This is a genomic window from Haloferax marinisediminis, assembly GCF_009674585.1.
Lineage (GTDB): Archaea > Halobacteriota > Halobacteria > Halobacteriales > Haloferacaceae > Haloferax > Haloferax marinisediminis.
In genome coordinates this window covers 1317465-1334697 of the sequence record NZ_WKJP01000001.1, presented here as the reverse complement: position 1 = coordinate 1334697, position 17233 = coordinate 1317465, and the positions used below count along the sequence as shown (strand labels likewise).

The 17233-nt window shown below is 62.9% G+C and carries 16 protein-coding genes; 7 read left to right on the top strand and 9 right to left on the bottom strand.

Annotated elements, in window-relative coordinates:
* Positions 1-3: 3 nt before the first annotated feature.
* Entirely contained in the window at positions 4-1638 is a 1635-nt protein-coding gene (locus tag GJR98_RS06880; protein ID WP_151136787.1) for an ABC transporter substrate-binding protein, read from the bottom strand.
* A gap of 152 nt (positions 1639-1790) precedes the next feature.
* Between GJR98_RS06880 and GJR98_RS06875 the strand changes: the two genes are divergently transcribed.
* On the top strand, positions 1791-2423 hold the full coding sequence (locus GJR98_RS06875; RefSeq protein ID WP_151136785.1) for a ribonuclease H: 633 nt from the start codon (positions 1791-1793) through the stop codon (positions 2421-2423).
* A gap of 84 nt (positions 2424-2507) precedes the next feature.
* On the opposite strand, the gene GJR98_RS06870 is transcribed toward GJR98_RS06875, so the two are convergent.
* The 3 genes from GJR98_RS06870 to GJR98_RS06860 all read right to left on the bottom strand — a co-directional run bounded on the left by GJR98_RS06870 (position 2508) and on the right by GJR98_RS06860 (position 6893).
* Positions 2508-3284 carry a sulfite exporter TauE/SafE family protein gene (locus tag GJR98_RS06870; protein WP_151136783.1) on the bottom strand — a complete coding sequence of 259 codons (777 nt, stop codon included), beginning with the start codon at positions 3282-3284 and terminating at the stop codon, positions 2508-2510.
* A gap of 116 nt (positions 3285-3400) precedes the next feature.
* Positions 3401-5656 (bottom strand): NADP-dependent malic enzyme, encoded by a 2256-nt coding sequence (locus GJR98_RS06865; protein WP_151136781.1) that lies wholly within the window; start codon positions 5654-5656, stop codon positions 3401-3403.
* 130 nt (positions 5657-5786) lie between these two features.
* Positions 5787-6893 (bottom strand): M24 family metallopeptidase, encoded by a 1107-nt coding sequence (locus tag GJR98_RS06860; protein WP_151136779.1) that lies wholly within the window; start codon positions 6891-6893, stop codon positions 5787-5789.
* A gap of 183 nt (positions 6894-7076) precedes the next feature.
* Between GJR98_RS06860 and GJR98_RS06855 the strand changes: the two genes are divergently transcribed.
* The 5 genes from GJR98_RS06855 (at position 7077) to GJR98_RS06835 (ending at position 10809) form a co-directional block, all read left to right on the top strand.
* Entirely contained in the window at positions 7077-7868 is a 792-nt protein-coding gene (locus GJR98_RS06855) for a COX15/CtaA family protein (RefSeq protein WP_191965480.1), read from the top strand.
* A 219-nt stretch (positions 7869-8087) separates the two neighbouring features.
* A complete protein-coding gene (locus GJR98_RS06850; RefSeq protein WP_151136774.1) occupies positions 8088-8897 on the top strand; it encodes a basic amino acid ABC transporter substrate-binding protein in 810 nt (269 codons plus the stop codon).
* Positions 8898-8945: 48 nt separating this feature from the next.
* On the top strand, positions 8946-9779 hold the full coding sequence (locus tag GJR98_RS06845) for an ABC transporter permease subunit (protein ID WP_151136772.1): 834 nt from the start codon (positions 8946-8948) through the stop codon (positions 9777-9779).
* Positions 9776-10504 (top strand): amino acid ABC transporter ATP-binding protein, encoded by a 729-nt coding sequence (locus GJR98_RS06840; protein WP_151136770.1) that lies wholly within the window; start codon positions 9776-9778, stop codon positions 10502-10504. Before GJR98_RS06845 ends, GJR98_RS06840 begins: the two co-directional genes overlap by 4 nt.
* Positions 10505-10575: 71 nt before the next feature.
* The gene (locus GJR98_RS06835) at positions 10576-10809 is read left to right on the top strand and encodes a hypothetical protein (protein WP_151136768.1); all 234 of its coding nucleotides are present in this window, start codon (positions 10576-10578) and stop codon (positions 10807-10809) included.
* A 30-nt stretch (positions 10810-10839) separates the two neighbouring features.
* On the opposite strand, the gene GJR98_RS06830 is transcribed toward GJR98_RS06835, so the two are convergent.
* Both GJR98_RS06830 and GJR98_RS06825 read right to left on the bottom strand, forming a co-directional pair.
* The gene (locus GJR98_RS06830) at positions 10840-11901 is read right to left on the bottom strand and encodes a zinc-dependent alcohol dehydrogenase family protein (RefSeq protein ID WP_151136766.1); all 1062 of its coding nucleotides are present in this window, start codon (positions 11899-11901) and stop codon (positions 10840-10842) included.
* Between the two features lie 72 nt (positions 11902-11973).
* Positions 11974-13419, bottom strand: coding sequence for a replication factor C large subunit (locus tag GJR98_RS06825; RefSeq protein ID WP_151136764.1), 1446 nt, complete (start codon positions 13417-13419; stop codon positions 11974-11976).
* Between the two features lie 195 nt (positions 13420-13614).
* Here GJR98_RS06825 and GJR98_RS06820 point away from each other — a divergent pair, with 195 nt between their 5' ends.
* Positions 13615-14247 carry a peroxiredoxin family protein gene (locus GJR98_RS06820; RefSeq protein WP_151136762.1) on the top strand — a complete coding sequence of 211 codons (633 nt, stop codon included), beginning with the start codon at positions 13615-13617 and terminating at the stop codon, positions 14245-14247.
* Between the two features lie 37 nt (positions 14248-14284).
* On the opposite strand, the gene GJR98_RS06815 is transcribed toward GJR98_RS06820, so the two are convergent.
* The 3 genes from GJR98_RS06815 to GJR98_RS06810 are packed head-to-tail and all read right to left on the bottom strand — an operon-like array spanning position 14285 to position 17205.
* Positions 14285-15169, bottom strand: coding sequence for a CPBP family intramembrane glutamic endopeptidase (locus GJR98_RS06815; RefSeq protein WP_151136760.1), 885 nt, complete (start codon positions 15167-15169; stop codon positions 14285-14287).
* Between the two features lie 57 nt (positions 15170-15226).
* Entirely contained in the window at positions 15227-15916 is a 690-nt protein-coding gene (locus tag GJR98_RS17640) for a hypothetical protein (protein WP_228717155.1), read from the bottom strand.
* Positions 15913-17205: a serine hydrolase domain-containing protein gene (locus tag GJR98_RS06810; protein WP_225316376.1), complete on the bottom strand. Its 1293-nt coding sequence runs from the start codon at positions 17203-17205 to the stop codon at positions 15913-15915. The genes GJR98_RS17640 and GJR98_RS06810 overlap by 4 nt, the downstream gene beginning before the upstream one ends.
* Between the last annotated feature and the right edge of the window lie 28 nt (positions 17206-17233).

Genomic DNA, 17233 nt, shown 5'->3' with positions numbered 1-17233 from the left:
CGACTACTTCTGTCTCATGTCGTACACGTCGATACGCTCGTCGGAGCGGGCTTCCCATTCGATGGCGTCGTTGACGCCGTAGACGCTGAACTGCTGGTTCAGGAAGATCCACGGGCACTCCTCGTGTGCGAGTGCGTTCGCTTCCTGCAGCGTTGCGTCGCGTTCGTCTCCGGACTGTTGGCCTGCATCTGCGAGGAGCGAGTCGAACTCTTCGTTCTCCCACGTCGTGAGGACACCCTCGGACGAGAGGAGTGCGGTCATGACGAGGCCGCCGTCGAACGTCGCTTCGCCCCATCCGATGAGGAACCAGTGTGGGCGTTCTTCGATGGATCCGGCGAGGAGTTCGTCGACGAGGGAACCGAAGTCACGCTGGCGAACCGTCGCCGTCACGTTCGGGAGTTCGTTGATGTAGCCAGCGACAGCCTGCGAGATTTCGAGGTCTTTCAGGTAGCGGCCGACCGGCGTGTTGAGTTCGATCTCTGCGCCAGCGTAGCCGGACTCTTCGACGAGTTGCTCGGCCATCTCGGGGTCGTACGGGTACGGGTCGAGGTCGGCGTTGTGGCCGACGAACTCGGGGAGCGTCGGTTGACTCGTCTGCGCACCGAAGCCGCCGAGGACGTTCTGGACGATGCTTTCGAGGTCGATCGCGTAGTTCATCGCCTGCCGGAACTCCACGGAGTCGAACGGCTCGACGTCGTAGCGCATCGCGTTGTAGATGATACGCGTGGACGGGGCCGCGGCGACACGGGCGTTCTCGGAGTTGTTGACGCGCTGGACTTCCTGCGGCGGGACGTTGACGATGACGTCGGTCTCACCCTGCAGGAGTTGGTTCACACGCGTGCTCGCCTCGGAGGCGGCACGGAACGTGAGCGTGTCGACTGCTGCTGGTTCCTGCCAGTAGTCATCGTAGCGCGAGAGGACGACTTCCTCGTCTTCGGTGTACGAGTCGAGCTTGAACGGACCGGTCCCGTTCATCTCTTGGCCGATTTGTGCCTTGCTGCGCTCTTCGACCCACGACTGCTGCATCACGTCGAGGTACGTTGCGAACTCGGAGAACACGATGGGGTTCAGACCGTCGTTGAGCACCTTGACGGCGCGCTCGCCCTCGATGACCTCTGCGCCGGTGACGCCGGCGAGCTGGTCGGACTGCGGGCTCGCGAAGCCGACTTCCTCGTCGACGACGCGGTTGATACTGTAGGCGACGTCTTCGGGGGTGAGTTCGTCGCCGTTGTGGAAGGTGACACCCTCTCGGATGTCGAATCGAACGGCGTCCTCGCCGTCGATGCGCTCGTAGTTCGTCGAGAGTGCTTGCTGAACTGCACCCGTCGCGTCACGAGTCAGTACACCTTCGTACGCGTGCAGGACGACGATGTCCGTCGGCGTTTCACGGTGGTCTTGTGGGTCGAGGCCGGATGGCATCTGACCCTGCGTAATCGTGACGTCGAACGGTTCGCTGCTTTCGGTCGCAGTCGTCGTCTCTTCGCCACTACTCTCGGTGGTCGTCTCTTCGCCACCGCTCTCGGTGGTCGTCTCTTCGCCGCCACCGCCGGTACAACCGGCGAGTGCGGCGGAAGCAGCTGCTCCGCCTGCTAGCTTGAGGTACGACCGCCTACCGATGTGAGAATCGCTATCACTCATCGGAGGAGATTTGGATTCCCCCTTCTTATAACCATTGCCTAAGAGACCGGCCTTCGGGGGTAATTGCTATATATATTTCGGCCATTTATTATAGCACTAACGTCTCTCGAATACGGGTTATACTTATATGGTCCCATCGCGGAACGATTCGTATGGCCGTGACCGGCCGTCCCACCCTTCGAGACTTGTTCGACGAGTCGCCAACGCCCCACATCGCGCACCCGCCGCGGACCCACCACCGTCACTTCTACGTCGCGACGGACGGGTCGTATCGCCCTGACGGCGGTGGACTGGGTGTCGTCATAGAGACCCGCGACGGTGAACGAGTCGCCCGTATCGCATTCCCAGACGTGGCTCCGAACAACAACATCTCGGAGTATCGTGCACTCCACCTCGGGTTGGACGTGCTCGCCCATCGAGCACCCCCGAGTGCCCGCGTCGGCGTCCTCGTCGACCACGACGACTTGGCCGCGAACGTGAACAACGCAGTTCTCGCGTGTGACCACCCCGACTGGAAGTCACCGAAGCGTATCACTGTCCCAGCCGGGAGTGAACACCATTGGCGCGGAATCCAGGCGCGTATCGCTGGCTTCGGCGAGGTCCGAGCCGCCCGCATCGACAGCAGGGACAACCCGGCACACCCGCTGGCGAATTCGCCAGGAGAATACGAACACGTCAACAGACAACCAGACCGGTGTGTCCTCCCCGAACCGCTCGGCTTCGAGTCCGAAAGCGACGTGAGTTACCTCCCGCCGTCACGGTTCGAAGGTCAGGCAGGCGACTGAACACCAACCGCACCCGCCGCAACACCCACCGTACTACCGTTGTTTCCCTCGTACGCGCGAAGGGGGCCACTTCCTCCATCCCCGTTAGAGGCCAATCCCCCGACTCGTGAGTCGCAGGCCGATGAGAAGCAACAGCCCCATCGTGCCCACCTGTTGGTAGGATACTGGAACCCGCGGGCGAACCCATTTGCCAGCACTCACACCGACGAGCCCCGGCACTGCTGCGGCCGCAGACAGCAACAGTAGGTCGCCCCCACCGAACAGTCCGAGTACGGACGCCAGCACGACCCTAACCGTCGAGATCCCGAGGAATACCATCGCGACGACGCCGACGAACGTCGAGCGGTCTAACTTCAGTGATTGGAGGTACGCCACCACCTGAACGCCGACGTTACTCGCCCCGAAGATGACGCCAGAGACGAAGCCGAGACCGGCTTTCATTCCCGTTTTCTCGGTGAAACAGATGCCGCGAAGGCGGTCCTCCCCGGGAACCGACACCCACGGCTGTGAAAAGACGACGTAGACAAGCACAAACAGACCGAGCGCCAGTGTCAGTGGTTGGGTCGGAATCGCCGACAACAGGAGCATCCCGACGATTGTTCCCACGAGCGCGGCGGCCACGTAGGGCCAAAAACGACGGACGCAGGACTGCAGACTCGACCGGTCGAGTTCGCGGACGAGCGAGACGTTCCCAGCCAGTATCGGGAGAATCATCACGACGACGGCGGTCTGCGGGTCGATCGTCGCCGCGAGGAGTGCGGTCCCGACGACAGAAAACCCGAATCCGTTGACGCCAGTGACGAAACCGCCGAACGCGACGATGCCGAAGACCAGCGCCGCGGCGGCGAGTGTCCCCTCCATGGGGTGACTCTCGCCTGCGGTGTCTTGAACACATGCCTCGGTTGCACCGAGTACGCAGGGCCGACTCACCCGTCGAATTCCGGCCGAAAAATCAGTCGCCAGCGCCGCTAGCGTCGTTACTCTTCTTGTGCGTCCACGACTGCTGTCGCCGCCAGGTTGACGATGTCCTTCACTTCGTCACCGCGCTGGAGGACGTGCACCGGTTTGTCCATGCCGACCAGCATCGGGCCGATGGCTTCCGCGCCGCCGAGACGCTGGAGGAGTTTGTAGCCGATGTTCCCGGCTTCGAGGTTCGGGAAGATGAGCACGTTCGCGGGGTCGTCGAGTTCTGCGAAGTCGTACGTGCCTTCGAGGATGTCTTCGACGAGCGCCGTGTCGGCCTGCATCTCGCCGTCGACGGGGAAGTCGACTTCGGGGTCGTTCTGGAGCAGTTTGACCGCGTCGCGGGGCTTCGCAGTGCCCTCGTTGTTGACGCTGCCGAAGTTAGAGTACGACAGGAGCGCCGCGCGCGGTTCGATGTTGAACCGGCGGGCGAGTTTCGCGGTGTGTTTCGTAATCTCCGCGAGAATCTCCTCGTCGGGGTCGAGGTTGACCGTCGTGTCGGCACAGAAGACGACGCGGTTCTTGAACGTCATCATGTAGACACCGGCCGCGTAGTTCGCGTCTTCGGCAGTCCCGACGACCTGCAGCGGTGGACGAAGCCCAGCAGGGTAGTGGTGGGTGAGCCCCGTGAGCATCGCGTCGGCGTCGCCCAGTTCGACCATGATGCTGGCGAAGTAGTTGGAGTCGCGGCGGATGAGTTCGCTCGCCTCGGACTCCGTGATACCCTTGCGTTGACGGAGTTCGTACAGTCGGTCGGCGTAGTGGTCCCACTCGCCGTCACGTGGGTTGGCGATGGTCGGGTCGAAGTCGAGGCCCAGTTCTTCGGCCTTCCGGAGGATGGTCTTCGTGTTGCCGATGAGGATGGGTTGGGCGATGCCTTCCTCTTGCATCTGGTAGGCTGCCCGAATCATCTTCTCGTTGGTCCCTTCGGCGAGTGCGACCCGCTTGGGGTCGGACTTCGCCTTGTTGAGGACGACGCGCATCATCTCACGCGACTTCCCGAGGCGTGCTTCGAGGCGCTCGCGGTACTCGTTCATGTCGAGGCGCTTGCGGGCCGCACCGGAGGTCATCGCCGCCTGTGCGACAGCAGGGGCGACCTCGAACAGCACACGGGGGTCGAGCGGTTTGGGGATGAGGTAGTCAGCACCGAACTGGAGCGGGTGGTCACCGTAGGCTTTGACGACGGCGTCGGGAACGTCCTGTCGGGCGAGTTCGGCGAGTGCCTCGGCGGCGGCGCGCTTCATCGCCTCGTTGATTTCGGTCGCACGAACGTCGAGTGCGCCGCGGAAGATGAACGGGAACCCGAGAACGTTGTTCACTTGGTTCGGGTAGTCCGACCGCCCCGTCGCCATGATAACCGTGTCGTCACGGGCGCTCTTGGCGTCCTCGTAGGTGATTTCGGGGTCGGGGTTCGCCATCGCGAAGATGATTGGGTCGTCGGCCATCGACCGGACCATGTCCTGCGAGACGATGCCACCGACAGAGAGACCGGCAAACACGTCGGCACCCTCCATCGCGTCGGCGAGGTCACCCTCCTCGACTGGCTGTGCGAACTCGGCTTTGTACTTGTTGACCTCGCCCGCGTCGACGCGCGACTGGGTGATGATTCCCGAGGAGTCGCACATCGTGATGTTCTCTTTCTTCGCGCCGAGAGAGACGTAGAATCGTGCCGTCGCGAGCGCAGACGCGCCCGCACCAGAGAAGACGATGTCGAGTTCGTCGAGGTCCTTCTCGATGATGTCCGCAGCGTTGAGGAGGGCAGCACCGGAGATGATAGCCGTCCCGTGCTGGTCGTCGTGGAAGACGGGGATGTCCATCTTCTCGCGGAGTTGTTGCTCGATCTCGAAGCACTCGGGAGCTTTGATGTCTTCGAGGTTGATACCCCCAAACGTCGGTTCCATCGCCTTCGTGGCGGCGACGAAGTCGTCCACGTCTGTGAGGTCGAGTTCGACGTCGAACACGTCGATGTCGGCGAAGCGCTTGAACAGGACGCCCTTTCCTTCCATGACCGGCTTCGAAGCCTGCGCGCCGATGTCACCGAGGCCGAGGACCGCAGTTCCGTTGGAGACGACACCCACGAGATTCCCTTTCGCGGTGTACTCGTATGCGGCATCTTCGTCGTCGGCGATGTCACGACACGGTGCCGCCACACCGGGCGAGTACGCGAGGCTCAGGTCGCGCTGTGTGTTCGTCGGTTTTGTCGTCGCAATCTCGATTTTACCCGGCGGGTCTTGCCGGTGATATTCCCGTGAATCGTCGTCCAGTCCCATGTTTCACACCTCCTCACGCAGAGGGCAAAAAACTATCCAACACCGTCGTATATCGCCTTCGACTATCGTCGAACACCCGCCAGACGGCGGACGGATGCTGAAGGCAATTCGGTGCTGGGTTGTGGGAAAATTATTCCGAATCGAGGTGAAGAATTTTGTGGCGTTCGAGTTCGACCGACTCCGTCTCGTCGGTGACCGTCTGTGTCGGCCACTGACCGGTGGTGGTCAGCACCTCAATGTCGTCTTCGGTGACGAGAACCGTGTCCTCACTCTTCGCGCCTTCGATAGTCGGGTTGTAGGCGTACCCCATCGGTGCGTACACCGTGTCGTCGGCATCAGGTCGCGCAAACCACTCGCGTCCGGCGTAGCCAGCAGCACCACCCTGATGGTGGTTCAGCCACTCGTCCGATTCTGCGACCGTGTCGTACGCGTCGCGGATGGCGTCGAACACGTCACCGGCAGTTCCGTCCTCGGCGGCAGCTCGCTGTGTCGCTGCGAGTGCGCTCGTCTCGACCTGCATCGTCTTCTCGTGACGCGATTCGAGCCAATCGGGGGCGTCGAACGCGACGGTCCGGGTACAACTCGCGTAGAGACCGTCACGCTGGGCCGTCACCGAGACGAGTGCGTAGTCACCGAGGCGCTCCTGTTTCGGCGTGTAGTGGCGGTACTTCTGGGCGCGGCGACTGCCGCCGACGAGGACGACGGGTGTCTCGATGCCCATCGCACCGAGCGTGACGCGAAGGCCCGAGGCGACTTCGCTCTCCATGTCCTGTGGTTCGAGTTCTCGGCACACTCGCTCGACGGCGCTCGCCACGTCGCGGCCGAGTTCGCGATACGCCTCGATGTCGTCGTTGGAGAGCGGTTGCCGAAGTTCCGCCGCGTCGACGTCCGCGAATCCCGGCACGTCGAAATCGGCGGCCGCAGGAGTCGGTGAGACCGTCGCCACGCCAGACTCGAGAGACCCTTCGTACCACTGGTACTGATGCATTCGCACGTCTTCGTGCGGGACTTCCTCGTGAAGCAGTCGAGTGGCTTCGATGTTGTTCGTCACGACGTGGAACTCGTCGCCATCATACCCGGCGGCCGCGACGCCGACCGGCGAATCGCGGTCGACGACGTTGTCTCCACCGAGAAGCCACGCAAATGAGTTCGGACGGGCGAACCAGACCGCCTCGACGTCGTGCTCGTCGAGGTACGCGTCGAGACGCTCGGCCCGAGATGCGAGTCGCTCGTTCATACCCGGGGGTCCAACTGGACCGACTTGAATGGGACGACTCGCGCCACTGTTTGCAAGAGGTGTCGTCGATAGGTCGCCTCCGAGACATCTTCGAGAAGCATACCTGCGAGATATAAGTTTGCGCAGGCCTGACCCCCGCGTATGACACCTCGGCTTCGCCGCCTCCTCGCGGGGGCCGCCGCGATGACCGGCGTTCTGATGGTACTCGGGGTCTACACTGCCGCCTCGGGTGCTGGACTCACCTGTGCCGGCCGCTGGCCGTTCTGTGACGGCTTCCTCGGGCTGTTCCCCGCCAACTGGGGCAGTTTCATCGAGTGGTTCCACCGCCTCGTCGCCATGCTCACTGGGTTCCTCATCCTCGGGACGACGGTGAAGGCGTGGCGCGAAGGGGTCGACCCACGGGTCCGGTGGGCACTGGTCGTCGCCACCGTGATTCTCCCGTTCCAAATCGTCCTCGGCGCGCTCACCGTCACCGAGTACGAGTGGGTCATCCTCACCGCCCACTACGTCGTCGCCACGTCCATCTTCACCGCCGTCGTCGCCGCCGCCGCGTGGGGGCTCGTAGACCGTGGAATCCCCCGCATTGCCGACGCCATTCGACTCGCACTCGTCGGTGCGCCCATCATGCTCGTGCTCGCGCCCCACAGTTTCGTCTCGTTCGGGCCGCTGACGCAAGCGACCTACTACCTCGTCGGCCTCGCAACCTACGCCGCACTCGTGGCTGCGACGCTCTGGGCGAGCGCTGCCCACAGCACCCGTGCTGACGTGTACGGTCGACTCAGGCTCATCACTGCACCCGCGAGCGTCGTCGTCGTCGCGCTCCTCATCGCCGGCCGGCAAGTGTACGGTCCGACACTCCAACTGGCCCACCTCGGTGGGACCGTCGTTGCTCTCGTCCTCGTCGTCGCCGCCGCAATCGTCGTCCGCGGTGGGCTACCGGTCCCACGAGAAGCAGTCACTAACGACGCCGACTGACAGGCGTTCGACATCCGACAGTACGCTTCTATTCGAATCGATAAAATCGGTATTAGTTAGAGAAACATATCACCACTCGCCGTTATATTGAACCCTGTCTGGACTGGAGGGCTATTTCTATTCATTCAACCCATTTATTGGCAATTTTCACCAAATTATCCGTGAATGGAGGCGCGTATCGAAGAAGTGTTATACGGGCATGTGCTACCGTGGTTTGTTATGAAGCGACGCACCTATCTCAAGGGTTCCGCAGGGGCTGCAGCGGCGTTCACGCTGGCTGGCTGTCTCGGCGGCGGCGGTGGCGGCAGTGAAACGATTACCATCGGGTCGGACATTCCGTACCGTCCGTTCGAATGGGAGACGACCGACGGCGAACTCACCGGCTTCGACGTCGACATCGCGCAGGCCGTCTTCAGCGACCAACTGGACTACGAACACGAGTTCCAGAAGACGAGCTTCGACGGCATCATCCCGTCGCTCAACAACGGGAACTTCCGTGTCATCATGTCCGCGATGACCATCACCGAAGAGCGTGCCGAGAAGATCGACTTCTCCGACCCGTACTTCACCGCATACCAGACCATCGTCGTCCTCAAGAACGGCGACATCTCCGCGAAGGAGGACCTCAAAGGCAAGACCGTCGGTGTCCAGAAGGGGACCACCGGCGCAGGTGCGGCCGACCAGCTCAAAGAAGAGTTCGGTGGCGACCTGACCATCCAGCGCTACGACCAGATTACCGGCGCGTTCGACGCGCTCAGAAACAATCAGGTCGTCGCAGTCGTCAACGACAACACCGTCAACGCCGAGTTCGTCAACCAGAGTGACGTTGCTGAGTTCCTCGAAGGCGCAGGCGTCGCCGAGGAGCAGGGCAAAGACGCGCCGCCGTACCTCACCCTCACCGTCGAGGAGTACGGTATCGGCTTCCGTCAGGACGACGACGAGCTCCGCGAAGAGGTCAACGGTGCCCTCGCGACGATCAAAGAAGACGGAACGTACGACGAGATCTACTCGTCGTACTTCTCGGGATAACCCCACCGTACCATCCGTTTTTTTACAACACTGTGAGAATCATTACCAATGGCTGAATCATACTCGGACGGACGAACCGCCGACGACGAGTTCCAAGAGCAGTTTTTGAACGATAAGACGCTCAAGTTTGCGGGCGCCGCTGTCGCCGTCCTGTTCACACTCATCGTCGGACTGTTCATCGGTGCGATCATTTTCACACAGGTCGACTTCGAGCTGTTCGTCGAAATCATCTATCCGCAGTTCGTCGAAGCGTATCTGCTCGTCCTCGGCATCTTCCTCGTCGGGAGTTTTCTCTCGATTATCGCCGGCATCTTCGTCGGCCTCGGTCGTGTCTCGAAGACCCGCATCACCAACACGGTGGCCAGCGGGTACGTCGAGTTCTTCCGTGGAACGCCACTGCTGTTCCAACTCATCATCATCTTCTTCGGGATTCCTGCGTTCTGGCCACCGGGAGAGTTCCCAATCTCGAACTGGGCGGTTCCAGCCGCAATCATCGGGCTGACGCTCAACCACGCCGCGTACGTCGGCGAGGCTGTCCGCGGCGGCATCAACGCCGTCCCCGAAGGACAGATGGAGGCCGCTCGCTCGCTCGGGATGTCCTACGTCCAGTCGATGCGTGAAGTCGTCCTCCCGCAGGCGTGGCGTAACGCACTCGCCGCCATCGGGAACGACCAGGTTATCCTCGTGAAGGACACCTCGCTCCTGACGGTCATCGCCGTCCCGGAACTCATCAGCGCGTTCCGACAGATTAACTCCGCGACGTTCGACCCGTGGACACCGATTCTGCTCGTCGCCATCGCCTACCTCGGAATCACCCTGCCGCTCGGCAAGGTGGTTCGGTACCTTGAAGCCCGCTCCGAGTGGGGAGGTGACCGCCGATGAGTCTCCTCGAATTCGAGAAAGTGAACAAGTACTTCGGCGAGACACACGTCCTCAAGGACGTCGACCTGAACGTCGAAGAGGGCGAAGTGTGCGTCATCATCGGGCCGTCGGGGTCCGGGAAATCGACGCTGCTTCGCTGTGCGAACCGACTCGAAGAGATTCAGGGCGGGGAGATTCGTCTCGCAGGAGAGTCCATCTCTGACCCGAAGGCGGACATCAACCGTCTGCGCCAGCGTATCGGGATGGTGTTCCAGAGTTTCAACCTCTTCCCACACAAGACGGCGCTGGAGAACGTGACGCTCGCGCCGACGAAAGTCAAGGGCAAAGACGAGGCGTCGGCCGAACAGGAGGCCAAGACGCTCCTCGACCGTGTCGGCCTCTCTGCACAGTCGGGGTCCTACCCGAACCAACTCTCGGGTGGCCAGCAACAGCGTGTCGCCATCGCCCGTGCACTCGCGATGAACCCACGCGTCATGCTGTTCGACGAAGTGACGAGCGCACTCGACCCCGAACTCGTCGGGGAAGTTCTCGACGTCATGCACGCCCTCGCCGACGAGGGCATGACGATGCTCGTCGTCACCCACGAGATGGGCTTCGCCCGCGAGGTTGGCGACCGCATCGTGCTCATGGCCGATGGGCGCGTCGTCGAAGACTCGCCACCAGAAGTGTTCTTCGAGAACCCGAAGACCGACCGCGGAAAGCAGTTCCTCTCGAAGCTACTCTGAGGTGGGTTAGTCGGGCACACACCCGATAACTATCCAACACACTTATACGCTGAAACCCCGCTTTCTGCGGCATGAACTGCCCTCCCCACACGTTCAGCGCCGACCCCCCTGATACCGAGCGACTGAAGACGGTCTTGTTCTGCCAGACCTGTGGCCGTAGCGCGGGTCTCGGTGAGTGGCCGACCGAGATGAACAGTGACCGCGTCCAACACATCGACTGTCCAGACTGCGGAACGACCGTCTGGGAAGGACTCGACGCGGACGACACCGAAGAGACGAAACGAGCCCTCACGCCGACGGCGTAGCGACTCGGTCTCGTATCGAAGCGCTCCCTTCTATCGCGTCATCACTTCGACACCGACGGTGCCGTAGTCGGTCATCGCCGCCAACCGTGCTGGAACTTCGTCGAGAGACACCGTCTTCGTCACGAGCGTCCCGGGGTCGACAGCACCGGACGCGAGCACCGACAGGAGGTCCGTTGCGTTCGTCGGAGGCATCCCCCGAGCACCGAGAAACGAGATTTCGTGTCGCGTCATCCAGTCGGTCGGCAGCGACACCTCGCCCTTCTCTGCGTCGGTCGTCAGGCCGACCTGCACGTGTGTCCCGCGTGGTCTGACGCATCGCACGGAGTTACGGCAGGTCTCGGCGACACCGAGTGCATCGACCGAGACGTGCGCACCGCCGTCGGTTGCGTCACGAACCGCCGCCACAGGGTCGTCTTCGGCTGCGTTCACGAGAACTTCTGCGCCGAGGTCCGCAGCAACGTCCAGTGCTTCGTCGCGCACGTCGACGGCGACGACCCGCGCGCCGAGGACAGTCGCGACCTGAATCGCCGAGAGGCCGACGCCGCCACAGCCGTGGATGGCGACCCACTCACCTGCACGGAGTCCGGCCCGAGCGTCGAGCGCGTTGTACGCGGTCATGAACCGACACCCGAGTGCGGCCACGTCGCGTGGGTCGACGCCATCCGGGAGACGAATCGCGTTGTAGTCGGCCGAGGGGAGGTGGACTTGCTCGGCGAATGCACCCTGCGCAGTCTGCTCGAATCCGAGCGCGTGTGGGTGGTCACCTGTACAGACGTTTCCGTGACCGGTCTGGCAGTAGCCACACGACCCACAGGCGAGGTTGAACGGGAGCGCGACGCGGTCTCCCTCACGAATCGTCTCGACGCTGTCGCCGACGTCGACGACACGTCCGGCGGGTTCGTGACCGAGAATCTGCCCCGGAGACACTGCATCGTCGGCCCACTCGCCGTGGCCCATCCACGCGTGCCAGTCACTCCGACAGATGCCGCAGGCCTCCACGTCGACGATGACTCCCTCGGAGTCGAGTGTCGGCGCAGGAACGTCTGTCACGTCGAGTGGTTCACCGTGTTCGCGGAGGACTGCGGCACGCATACACAGGGGTCGGTCTGCTGGTCAAATAAAAGACGCCGACGAACCGCCGGTCGAAAGAAACGACTCAGTCGCTCACATGAAGTCGGAGAGGCCAGATTGGCCGTCGTCCGACGCCGCCGCAGGTTCAGAGTCGCTGTCGTCGCTCTCGGAATCTCTGTCGAGAACGTCGTCTCCGCCGTCGTCCGCGTCGTCGACAGGTTCGGTCTCGACGTTCTCCATGCCGGCGAACGCGCCGCCAGCGTGTTCTTCGACCAGTTCCGCGCGTAGTTCCTCGGCGTCTTCGACGATGGATTGGACTTTGTTCGTCGTCTCACCGCTTCCGGTGACGTACGAGACGTGCGACTCGTCGAACTCGTAGTATGCCGCCATCGCGACGGTCAGTTCGCGTGGTTTGCAGTGGTGGGTCAGCGCCGAGAGGTACGGGAGGACTTCGCGGCGGGCGGTCGCCATGCTGAATCCGCCTTTCTCTGCAATCTTCCGGACGACCGTGTCGCGCGTCTTGTCTCGCGTCGAGCGGTACGGCGCGCCACCGTAGCGAGTCCATCCCCCGCGTGTCCGGTTTCGAGAGGCGGCGACACCGGCGGCGAGGTTGTCCGTCGCGTAGCGCCAGTACGAGTAGTTCTGCGAGGCGCGGACCCGGCCCAACCACTTGTCGGCGTTGGCGAGGAACTCGTAGGCGCGAGCGAGTTCGTCCGGTTCGTAGACGAGCGACACCTTGTCCTCTATCCACTTCGTGAGGTCGTCGGGCGTCTCGTCGACGTCGTAGGCGGTGTAGAGCGCCTCCTGTGCGGACTTCTCTTTGAGGACCGCGTCGAGGAATTCGAAGAGGCCGACCGACCGGTCGCGGTCGCCCATGACGACGTTTTCTTCGGTGATTCGGTCTCGGCCCTCGGCGATGGCCTGCAGGTCGTTGACCGCAGAGCGCAGGTCACCGCTGTTCATGTCGGCGATGCGTTCGAGCGCGGCCGACTCGAACTCCACTCCTTCCTTCCGACAGATGTCGCGGAGGACGGGGACGATAGAACGCGACGACACGTCGCGGAACTCGATTTCTTGGCAGGCGTTCCGCAGGCCGCGACTCATGTCGTAGAATTCGTTGGCGATGAGGACGATGGGCTGACTCGACGACTTGACGAGTTTCGTCACGGCGCTGGACCCGCCGCGGTCGTAGTTGCCGTGGATGTTGTCCGCCTCGTCGAGGATGACCAACTGCCGGGTGGAGGTCCCGGCCGAAGACCCGGCGAGCGTGGCGTTCTTCGCGGCGCGACCGGCGAACCGTTCGATGACGTCGCCGGTCCGCTGGTCAGACGCGTTCAACTCGACTGTCTCCCACCCCATGTCTGCTGCGAGCGCGTGTGCGGCGGAGGTCTTTCCGATGCCCGGACTCCCGTGGACGACGACTGCCTCCCGGTGGTCGTCCCACGATTTGGCCCACTCCGCGAGGGCGTCGCGGGCCTTGTTGTTCCCGCGGACCTCCGAGAGCGTCGATGGGCGGTACTTCTCCGTCCAATCTACCATTACCGGAGGAAGGAGCGAGGCGTGTTTAGTGGTTCCGGAGCGCTACGCTTCGGACCCTGTTCTCGGGTCGGTCACTCGTGGACGCGGGAGTGCGATGACGACACCACGCAGACGAACGATTAGGTGGTGGGCTATCCTATCAGGAGTACATCACTGCGCCAGTCCGACCACTCTCGGTGGAGCGCACGCCCAGACATGCACAAGACACCACCTAACGTCCCGGCGAACCTCTATCAGGCCTTCGTGCGGAACCGAATGGTCCGGACCCCGATACGGTTCGTCCGCGGTATCCTCGACTACAAGACGGACCCGGCAGTCGAGATGGACGACTTCGACGAGTTTCTCTCGGTCGGCGACCCGGCGCCAGAGTTCACACTTCAGACGGTCGACGGCGAGTCGTTCTCGCTCTCGGACCACCGCGGCGAGTACGTCGTCCTCGAGTTCGGGTCGTACACCTGTCCGATGTATCGCCGGCAGATTCGAGGGATGGCTCGACTGGCAACAGACTGGGCTGACTCGGACGACGTGACGTTCGCGCTCGTCTATCAGACCGAAGCCCACCCCAACCAGGGGCAGTTCCTCGACGTCGACAACCCAGACACCTACGACGGCCGCCGTCGACTCGCCGAGCGACTCGTCGCCGAAGAAGACGTTCCAATGACTGTCCTCGTCGACGACGTGCCACGAAACGTCTCGACGAAGTACGGTGGTGCGCCGAACATGGTGTACGTCGTCGCTCCCGACGGAACCATTGCGTACCGCGCTCTCTGGACTGATGCGATGGAAGTCGGCGGATTTCTCGAAGCGACAGTGAGGGCCAGTCACTAAGTCTTCGAGAGCGCCGCATCTCGCGTCGGGGAGCACCTCATTCACTCAGTGGAGACGCGTCACGCCCTGCGTCGAGTGAGGTAGCGGTGCCATCGTATCCGAGTCGACCACCGGTGAGGACGACCAACGCGATGGCGACGACCCACACGGCGACCGTAATCGCGACGAGAACCGCCGTGGAGTCGGCACCGGCGAGGGCGTCGAGCGGAAGCGGCACGAGCGTGCTGTTTGCCGTGTTGAACCCGGCGTGAGTGAGCAGCGCGAGAAGGACGCTGTTCGTCCCGTTGTACACCCACGTCAAGAGGAACGCGAACCCGACGATGTTCAGGATTTGAAGCACGATGGTCGGGGCCTGCTCTCCGAGCGCATCCATTCCGGAGAGGGGCGTCGGTCCCGACGCCAGTAACGGAACGTGCCAGAACGCCCAGACTACGCCGAGGACCAGCGTCGACCGGAGTGGGTCGTGTCGGTCCTGGAGTCGGGGGAGCGCGAACCCACGCCAGCCGGGTTCTTCGTTACCGCCACCGACGAGCGCGACAGTCACGTACCCGACGACGAGTGCCGTCGTTCGGCCCGGGAGCAAGCCGAGGTCGACGTCGATGCTGGCGAGTCCGATACCCACCGTTCCCAACGCGACGACGAGGAGCGGAAGTCCGAAGGCAACGAGATACCACCTCGGGGCGACGCGCCAGTACACGATTTGGCGTGCCCACGCTCTGACGGAGTCGCCAGCGAGCCACGTGGTGACAGCACCAGCGACCGCTGGGCCGAATCCACCCGCGATGAAACTCGCAGTCTGGAGTGGTCCCTCGACCCCGAAGACGAGCGGGGACCACGCAATCCACGAGAACGCATACGCGAGGACGAAAAACGACGTGACTGGCCTGTCGGCGACGACGTCGCGGAGTCGGTTGGCTCTCATTGTGCATCACCGGTGTTGGAGATTTGTATCAGTGGTTTCATGATTTTCACTCAGTTTTCAGGGCCGAAGGATGCCCAACAGCGAGAGTTGCCACGCGACGAGGAACGCCGCGAGCGTCACGATAGTGTAGTGGAGACGGATGGGAACTGTCCAGTAGTCGTCGCGCCACGCGAGAACTGTCGCGACTGCAGACCCGACTGTTCCGACGAGTGCGAGGTATGGGAGGACCATCCCGACACGAAGCGCGAGCGACGGGGAGGCGACTTCGGCGTTGAAGTTCAGCCACGCGAAGACGAAGATGACCACGGTGGCGAGCCACAGCAGACTCGACACGCCCAGCAGCCATCGGGCCGCCCGTTCGCGGTCGGCCGGGGGCGCATCACCACGGAACCGTCGCCACAGATAGCCGCCGGGGAGCAACACGAGCAGCGAGACGAACGCGACGACACCCCCGGCGAGGATGCCAAGCGTGGCAGTCAGTGATTCGTACCAGGGGACACGTTCGTACGTCGCCGGGCCGAAGTTCCCGAAGTACACGTGTGTGGCCCGACCGGTCTCGTCGATACTGAAGACGAGTTTCTCCTGTCCACCGACCGCTTCGTAGACACCGGGTCGGAGTTCGACCCACGTCCGAGGTTCGCCGCCGAGGCGTCGTGTCGTGAGATAGCCGTCGTCTGTCGAACTGACCGCGAACGTCCGCGTCATCACGCCGAGGACGCGGTGCCACGAGGTCTCTGAGACCGTCAACGACCGGTAGGAGCCGGTGAGTGCTGCCGCCCGTTCGGACGCTCCTGCTGGGGGGTCGACGACCGGCGCGTCAGCCCGAGGGTAGTAGCGGTCCGTGAACTCCTGTAGGAGTTCGAACCGAGCGTCGTGTCCACCGGGGAGTTGTAGACGACGAACAGGCCGGTGTCGCGCTCTGGGTACAGGGCGAGCAGACTCCGGAAGAACGCCGTGTCGCCCCAGTGGCCGACGATTCGTTCGTCGTTTCGGTCCATCTCGATGAAGCCGTACGCCATCCCGTTGAGTTCTGGAGCGTCGGGTTCCTTCGCGAAGTGTTGGCGGTGCATCTCTGTGACCGTGTTCGCTTCGAGGATGCGTTCGGACCCGAACTGGCCCTCACCGAGGTGTGCGACCATGAAGTTCCCCATGTCGGTCGCCGTCGCACGCATGGCACCGCCCTGTGGGGCAATTCCCCAGATTTGCGGCTCCTGCGAGACGTACTCGCCGTTCTGGTAGATGTACCCCTTCGAGAGGCGCGACTGGAGCTTCGCTGGGACGGGTTGGTCGTAGGTACTGTCGTGCATCTCCAGCGGGTCGAAGACGTGCTGCTCGACGTACGCTGTAAAGGTCGTGTCGTACTGTTCTTCGACGACGTGGCCGGCTAATCCCGCGCCGTAGTTCGAGTACCCAACGGACTCACCCGGTGGGCGAACGCGGTTCGGTTGGTTTTCGGCGAGAACCTCACCGAGTGGTCGCAGGTCGCTCGGGTCGTCGACGAGCGTCCCGCCAAACGAATCCTCGTAGCCCGCGGTGTGGGTTCCGAGGTGTTCGAGTGTGATTGGTTCAGGGTACGTGTCCGGAACTGTGACGGGTGACTCAGTCAGGTAGTCGTTGACGTCGCGGTCGAGGTCGAGTCGCCCGTCTTCGACGCCTTGCATCACGGCCGTCCACGTGACGAGTTTCGAGGTCGACCCGACGCCGAAGACGGTCTCGTTCGCGACGACTGGTGTCTCGGCATCGACGTCGGCGTAGCCGTACCCTTTCGCGAGGACGACATCGCCATCCTGTACGAGTACCACTGCTGCACCGGGGACGCGGTACGCTTCGAGTTGGCTGGCCATCGTAGCGTCTAGCCACGACTCGAACTCGCTGGCATCGATGGCATCACCGTCAATCTGCGAGGCATCGACGGGAGACACTGCAGTGTCACTGCGTAGGGCAGTCGGGTCCGCGACTGACGCGAGAACAGGTGTGCTCGCGACGACGAGGACGAGGGTGAGTACGACGACGGTTCGGATGGAAGCGGGGGTCATGGGTGGAGTCTGGATAGAGGGTTCTGCG